Source organism: Pseudokineococcus marinus, assembly GCF_013004605.1.
Lineage (GTDB): Bacteria > Actinomycetota > Actinomycetes > Actinomycetales > Quadrisphaeraceae > Pseudokineococcus > Pseudokineococcus marinus.
The window spans coordinates 1-5,985 of record NZ_JABEMA010000198.1; the positions used below are offsets into that span (position 1 = coordinate 1).

The window sequence follows — 5,985 nt, forward strand, 5'->3', positions numbered from 1 at the left end:
GCGGGCGGGGCGGGCGGGGGCGGCGGGTAGCCTCGGCGCGTGTTCTCCTCCCTCTCCGACCGGCTGTCGGCGACCTTCAAGGGCCTGCGCGGCAAGGGCCGCCTGTCCGAGGCCGACGTCGACGCCACCGTCCGCGAGATCCGCCGGGCGCTGCTCGACGCCGACGTCGCCCTGCCCGTGGTGCGCCAGTTCGCCGCCTCGGTGCGCGAGCGGGCGCTGTCGGCGGAGGTCTCGGGCGCGCTGAACCCGGCGCAGCAGGTCGTCAAGATCGTGCACGAGGAGCTCGTGGGCGTCCTCGGCGGGCAGACGCGGCGGCTGCGCTTCGCCAAGAACCCGCCGACGGTCATCATGCTCGCGGGCCTGCAGGGCGCCGGGAAGACGACGCTGGCCGGCAAGCTCGGCCGGTGGCTGCGCGAGCAGGGCCACGCGCCGCTGCTCGTGGCCGCGGACCTCCAGCGGCCCAACGCCGTCACCCAGCTGCAGGTCGTGGGCGAGCGGGCGGGCGTCGCCGTCTTCGCGCCCGAGCCGGGCAACGGCGTGGGCGACCCGGTGGACGTGGCCCGCCGCGGCGTCGCCGCCGCGCGAGAGCGCCAGCACGACGTCGTCGTCGTCGACACGGCCGGCCGCCTCGGCGTCGACGCCGAGATGATGCAGCAGGCCGCCGACATCCGCGCCGCCACGGAGCCCGACGAGGTGCTCTTCGTCGTCGACGCGATGATCGGCCAGGACGCCGTCGTGACGGCGCAGGCCTTCCTCGACGGCGTCGACCTCACGGGCGTCGTGCTGTCCAAGCTCGACGGCGACGCCCGGGGCGGCGCGGCCCTGTCGGTCGCCTCGGTGACGGGCCGGCCCGTCATGTTCGCCTCGACGGGCGAGGGGCTCGGCGACTTCGAGGTCTTCCACCCCGACCGGATGGCCTCGCGCATCCTCGACATGGGCGACGTCCTCACGCTCATCGAGCAGGCGGAGAAGGCCTTCGACGCCGAGCAGGCGCAGGACCTCGCCACCCGCTTCGCAAGCGGTGAGGACTTCACGCTCGACGACTTCCTCACCCAGATGCAGGGCCTGCGCAACATGGGCTCGATCAAGAAGATGCTCGGGATGCTCCCCGGCATGGGCGAGCTGCGCGAGCAGCTCGAGAGCTTCGACGAGCGCGAGATCGACCGCATCGAGGCGATCGTCCGCTCGATGACGCCGCTCGAGCGGCGCTCGCCCAAGGTGCTCAACGGCTCGCGCCGCGCCCGCATCGCCAAGGGGTCGGGCCGCACCGTCACCGACGTCAACCAGCTCCTCGACCGCTTCGCCGACGCTCAGAAGATGATGCGCTCCATGCGCAAGGGCGGCGGCATGCCCGGCCTGGGGGGCCTCCCCGGCACGGGCGGCGGTCGCGGCGGACCCGGGGGCGGGATGGCCGGGCTGCCCGGCGGGGGCAAGAAGTCTCGGGGCCGGACGGCGCCGCCGCCGAAGAAGGGCAAGGCGAAGTCCGGCAACCCGGCCAAGCGCGCGCAGCAGCAGTCCGCGGCCGCGCGCAGCGCACCGCCGGCCGGCTCCGCCTTCGGCCTCGGCGGCGGCCAGGCGGGCCAGCAGGTGCCCGAGGACCTCGAGCTGCCGCCCGGCTTCGAGAAGTTCCTCGGCCGGTAGGGCCGCCGTGGGGCGGGTGCTGCACCTGACGGGACGCGTGCTGAACGGTCCCGGCACGGGGTCCGACGAGGACGTCGCGCAGGGCCTCTGGGTGCTCGACGGGCGCGTCAGCACGACGCGGCCCGGGGGGGACCACGACGTCACCGCGCTCGAGGGGTGGGTCGTCCCCGGGCTCGTCGACGCGCACTGCCACATCGGCCTCGGTGCCGGCGGCGAGGTCGACCGGGCGACGGCCGAGGAGCAGGCGCGCACCGACCGCGACGCCGGGACGCTGCTCGTCCGCGACGCGGGTTCCCCCGCCGACACGCGGTGGGTGCAGGAGCGGGAGGACCTGCCCCGGCTCGTGCGGGCCGGTCGCCACGTCGCCCGCACCCGCCGCTACCTGCGCGGCTTCGCCGAGGAGGTCGAGCCGCCGCAGCTCGTCGACGAGGTGCGGCGCCAGGCCCGCCGCGGCGACGGCTGGGTCAAGGTCGTCGGCGACTGGATCGACCGGGAGGCCGGCGACCTGGCCCCCTGCTGGTCGCGCGAGGACCTCGCGGCGGCGGCCGCGGCCGCGCACGCCGAGGGCGCCCGCATCACGGCGCACGTCTTCGGCGCGGAGGCGCTGGCCGACGTCCTGGCCGCGGGCTTCGACGGGGTGGAGCACGCGACGGCGATGGGGCCGGACGACGTGGCGCTCATGGCCGAGCGGGGGACCGCGGTCGTGCCGACGCTCGTCAACATCGGCACCTTCCCCGACATCGCGGCGCGGGGGGAGGGCAAGTTCCCCCGGTACGCGGCCCACATGCGCCGGCTGCACGCGCGCCGCCGCGAGGCGGTCGCGCTGGCCCACGAGGCGGGCGTCCGGCTCTTCGCGGGCACCGACGCCGGCGGCACGCTGCCGCACGGGATCCTCGCCGACGAGGTGGCCGAGATGGCGGCCGCCGGGCTCGGGCCCGCGGCCGCGCTCGACGCGGCGTGCTGGTCGGCGCGGCGGTGGCTCGGCCACCCGGCCCTGGAGGAGGGCGCGAGCGCGGACCTCCTCGTGCTGCCCGAGGACCCGCGGCGCGACGTCGCCGTGCTCGCCGCGCCGTCGGCCGTCGTCCTGCGCGGGCGGCAGGTCGCCCGGGCCGGACGGCGTCTGGCACACTAGCCCGCTGTACCGGGCGCCGAGGGACCCTCTCACCCGCGGCGCGCGAGTCCTGCAGCACCGACGCCCCGGCGGGCCCCACGTCGGGCGGGCGCGCTCACCCCAGACGAACCAGGAGAACCCCTCCACCGTGGCAGTCAAGATCCGTCTCAAGCGCCTGGGCAAGATCCGGGCCCCGTACTACCGCGTCGTCGTCGCCGACTCGCGCACCAAGCGCGACGGCCGCGCGATCGAGGAGATCGGGAAGTACCACCCGACCCAGGAGCCCTCGTTCATCGAGATCGACTCCGAGCGCGCGCAGTACTGGCTCGGCGTCGGCGCGCAGCCGACCGAGCAGGTCGCCGCGCTGCTCAAGATCACGGGCGACTGGCAGAAGTTCAAGGGCCTCCCGGGCGCCGAGGGCACGCTGCGCACGGCCGAGCCCAAGGCGGACCGCCGCGCGGCCTTCGAGGCCGCCGCCCGCGAGAGCGGCCCGGCCGAGCTCGCCCCGAAGAAGGACGCGACGGCGAAGGGCTCGGGCGAGAAGGCCTCCGAGTCGGCGCCGTCCGAGGACGCCCCGGTCGCGAAGGCCTGACGTGCTCGCCGACGCCCTCGAGCACCTCGTCCGCGGCATCGTGGACAACCCCGACGACGTGCGGGTCGCCGACCGCCCGGTGCGGCGCGGGACGGTGCTCGAGGTGCGGGTGCACCCCGACGACCTGGGCCGCGTGATCGGCCGGTCGGGGCGCACGGCCACCTCGCTGCGGACCGTCCTCTCCGCGCTCTCGCGCGGGGAGGGCCCGGTGCGCGTCGACGTCGTCGACGTCGACCGCGCTCGCTGACCCGCCGGCCCGGTCCTCGCAGCACCGCAGCACCTGGCGCGAGCCCCTCCCGCACGGCGGGCGGGGCTCGCGCCGTCTGCGGCCCCGGACCCCCGGTCGGTGCGGGGCGACACCCCGGCACGCACGTCCCACCCGCACGTCCCACCCGGGCCGCCCGCCGGCCCTGACCCAGAGGAGCGCCGTGGAGCTCGTCGTCGCCCGCGCCGGCCGCCCGCACGGGCTGCGCGGCGAGGTCGCCCTGGAGGTCCGCACCGACGACCCGGGCCGCCGGCTCGCCGTGGGCGCCCGCCTGCGCACGGACCCCGACGTCGGGGTGCTGACCATCGCGAGCTCGCGCGAGCACCAGGGGCGGCCGCTCGTCGCCTTCGCCGAGGTCGCCGACCGCACCGCCGCGGAGGAGCTGCGCGGCGTGCTGCTGCTCGTCGACGTCGACCCCGACGACCCGGCCGAGGTCGAGGAGGACGCCTGGCACCGCGGCCAGCTCGTCGGCCTGCGGGCGACCACGGTCGACGGGCGCGACGTCGGCGAGGTCGTCGGCCTCGAGCACCTGCCCGCGCAGGACGCGCTCGTCGTGCGGCAGCCCTCCGGCGCCACCGCGCTCGTCCCCTTCGTCCGGTCGATCGTCCCGGAGGTCGACATCGCCGGCGGCCGGGTCGTGCTGGACCCGCCCGGCGGCCTCCTCGAGGCCGTGCCCGCGGAGGACGACGAGGCGGGCGACGACGGGCTGGCGGACGACGGGGCGGCGGGCGCCGGGGGACCGGGCGCCGGGGGACCGGGCGCCGGGCGGGGCGACGACGCCGGGGGAGCGGGCGCCGAGGGCCCCGCGGCGGCGGACCGCTGACGTGCGCGTCGACGTCGTCACGATCTTCCCCGACTACCTCGCCCCGCTGCAGCTGTCCCTCATCGGCCGTGCGCAGCGGCTCGGGCTGCTCGACCTGCACGTGCACGACCTGCGCGGGTGGACCGAGGACCGCCACCGCACCGTGGACGACACCCCGGCGGGCGGCGGCGCCGGCATGGTCATGCTGCCCGAGCCCTGGGGCCGCGCCCTCGACGCGGTGCACCGGTGCGAGGGCCCTGACGGCCCCGTCGGCCCCCTCCCGCCCGCGGGCGACGGCGCGGAGCCGCCCCTGCTGCTCGTGCCCAGCCCGTCCGGCCGCCCGCTCGACCAGTCGACGGCGCACGCGCTGGCCGCCGAGCCGCGCCTGGTCGTCGCCTGCGGGCGGTACGAGGGGATCGACGAGCGCGTGCTGGTCGACGCCGCGCAGCGGTACCGCGTGCAGCCCTTCAGCCTCGGCGACTACGTCCTCAACGGCGGCGAGGTCGCGGCCCTCGCGCTCGTCGAGGCCGTCGGCCGGCTCCTGCCGGGCGTCGTCGGCAACCCGGACTCGCTCCTCGAGGAGTCCCACGAGCAGGGGCTGCTCGAGCACCCCGTCTACACGCGCCCGCCGCGGTGGCGCGACCTCGACGTGCCGGACGTGCTCCTGTCCGGCCACCACGGCCAGGTCGCCCGGTGGCGCCGCGAGCAGGGGCTGCGCCGCACGGCGCGCCGCCGCCCCGACCTCCTGGCCGCGCTCGTGGCGCGGGACCCGGCGGCGCTCGACGCCGCCGACCTCGCCGTCCTCGCCGAGGAGGGCTGGGCGCCCGGGAGCTGAGCCGCCGGTCGCCGACGTCAGGGCACCGACGTCGGGGCGCCGCCGAGGCGGTCGGCGGTGCGGCCGGGCTGTGGCAGACTGGCCCGCCGAGCCGGACGACGGGCCCGCCCCTGCCGCAGGGGGCGTGCGGAGCCCGGAGGAGACCGGCGCGAGCCGCCCGGCGGCTCGGACCATCACGAGGACGACGGGGCGCGGCCCCGCCACGAGTGCGCGACCGGCCTGCGGCGGTGCGCGGGAGAGCAGCAGACGATGCAGACACTGGACGGGCTCGACGCAGCCTCGATGCGCGACGACATCCCCGAGTTCCGGCCCGGCGACACCGTCAAGGTGCACGTCAAGGTCATCGAGGGCACCCGCTCGCGCGTGCAGCTGTTCCAGGGCGTCGTGCTCCGCCGCCAGGGCGACGGCGTCCGCGAGACCTTCACGGCCCGCAAGGTGAGCTTCGGCGTCGGCGTGGAGCGCACCTTCCCGGTGCACACCCCCGCCATCGAGCGGATCGAGGTCGTCACCCGCGGCGACGTCCGCCGCGCGAAGCTGTACTACCTGCGCGAGCTGCGCGGCAAGGCCGCCAAGATCAAGGAGAAGCGCGAGCCCGTCTCGCGCTGACCAGGCCGGCCCTCCGGCCGCGCCCGCGCCACGCCCCCGTCCGCACGGTCCTCCCGACCGTCGCGGGCGGGGGCGTGGTCGTCCGCGCCCGCCCCGCGTCCGGCCGTCGTCGTCCCCCGCCCGGGGGCGCCCG

General features: G+C 77.5%; 7 protein-coding genes. All 7 read left to right on the forward strand.

Annotated elements, in window-relative coordinates; translation table 11 throughout:
• The first annotated feature begins 39 nt into the window (after window positions 1-39).
• Entirely contained in the window at window positions 40-1,641 is a 1,602-nt protein-coding gene (gene ffh, locus HLB09_RS11965) for a signal recognition particle protein (protein ID WP_171203596.1), read from the forward strand.
• 37 nt (window positions 1,642-1,678) lie between these two features.
• A complete protein-coding gene (locus HLB09_RS11970) occupies window positions 1,679-2,773 on the forward strand; it encodes an amidohydrolase family protein (RefSeq protein WP_322790156.1) in 1,095 nt (364 codons plus the stop codon).
• Window positions 2,774-2,900: 127 nt separating this feature from the next.
• A complete protein-coding gene (gene rpsP / locus HLB09_RS11975) occupies window positions 2,901-3,344 on the forward strand; it encodes a 30S ribosomal protein S16 (protein ID WP_171203598.1) in 444 nt (147 codons plus the stop codon).
• Window position 3,345: 1 nt separating this feature from the next.
• Window positions 3,346-3,591: an RNA-binding protein gene (locus tag HLB09_RS11980; RefSeq protein ID WP_171203599.1), complete on the forward strand. Its 246-nt coding sequence runs from the start codon at window positions 3,346-3,348 to the stop codon at window positions 3,589-3,591.
• Window positions 3,592-3,772: 181 nt separating this feature from the next.
• Complete coding sequence (rimM, locus tag HLB09_RS11985; RefSeq protein WP_171203600.1) at window positions 3,773-4,432, forward strand: ribosome maturation factor RimM; 660 nt, start codon at window positions 3,773-3,775, stop codon at window positions 4,430-4,432.
• A 1-nt stretch (window position 4,433) separates the two neighbouring features.
• On the forward strand, window positions 4,434-5,246 hold the full coding sequence (gene trmD / locus HLB09_RS11990; RefSeq protein WP_171203601.1) for a tRNA (guanosine(37)-N1)-methyltransferase TrmD: 813 nt from the start codon (window positions 4,434-4,436) through the stop codon (window positions 5,244-5,246).
• A gap of 249 nt (window positions 5,247-5,495) precedes the next feature.
• Complete coding sequence (gene rplS, locus HLB09_RS11995) at window positions 5,496-5,852, forward strand: 50S ribosomal protein L19 (RefSeq protein WP_171203602.1); 357 nt, start codon at window positions 5,496-5,498, stop codon at window positions 5,850-5,852.
• Window positions 5,853-5,985: the final 133 nt, after the last annotated feature.